This window comes from Bacteroides caecigallinarum (assembly GCF_016901995.1).
In the GTDB taxonomy this organism is placed as follows: Bacteria; Bacteroidota; Bacteroidia; order Bacteroidales; family Bacteroidaceae; genus Phocaeicola; species Phocaeicola cellulolyticus.
The window spans coordinates 1-299 of record NZ_JACJLE010000188.1 but is presented as its reverse complement, the minus strand read 5'-3'; the positions used below and the strand labels follow the sequence as shown (position 1 = coordinate 299).

Annotated in this window: 3 tRNA genes; all 3 read right to left on the bottom strand. The window is 49.2% G+C overall.

Features of this window, described 5'->3' with window-relative positions:
• Window positions 1–16 precede the first annotated feature (16 nt).
• The 3 genes from H6A61_RS15570 to H6A61_RS15560 all read right to left on the bottom strand — a co-directional run bounded on the left by H6A61_RS15570 (window position 17) and on the right by H6A61_RS15560 (window position 286).
• Window positions 17–89: transfer RNA gene (locus H6A61_RS15570), tRNA-Gly, on the bottom strand.
• Window positions 90–102: 13 nt separating this feature from the next.
• A tRNA-Tyr gene (locus tag H6A61_RS15565) sits at window positions 103–185 on the bottom strand.
• A 28-nt stretch (window positions 186–213) separates the two neighbouring features.
• Window positions 214–286 (bottom strand) — tRNA-Gly (locus tag H6A61_RS15560).
• Between the last annotated feature and the right edge of the window lie 13 nt (window positions 287–299).

The window sequence follows — 299 nt, the reverse complement described above, 5'->3', positions numbered from 1 at the left end:
ATGTTTCAATAATGAGAGCGGAAGACGGGGCTCAAACCCGCGACCCTCAGCTTGGAAGGCTAATGCTCTATCAACTGAGCTACTTCCGCATCTCTATTTTTGTGGGCAAGGATGGATTCGAACCACCGAAGGCATAAGCCAGCAGATTTACAGTCTGCCCCATTTGGCCACTCTGGTACTTGCCCTTTCGAGAAACTATGTTTCAATAATGAGAGCGGAAGACGGGGCTCAAACCCGCGACCCTCAGCTTGGAAGGCTAATGCTCTATCAACTGAGCTACTTCCGCATCTCTATTTTTG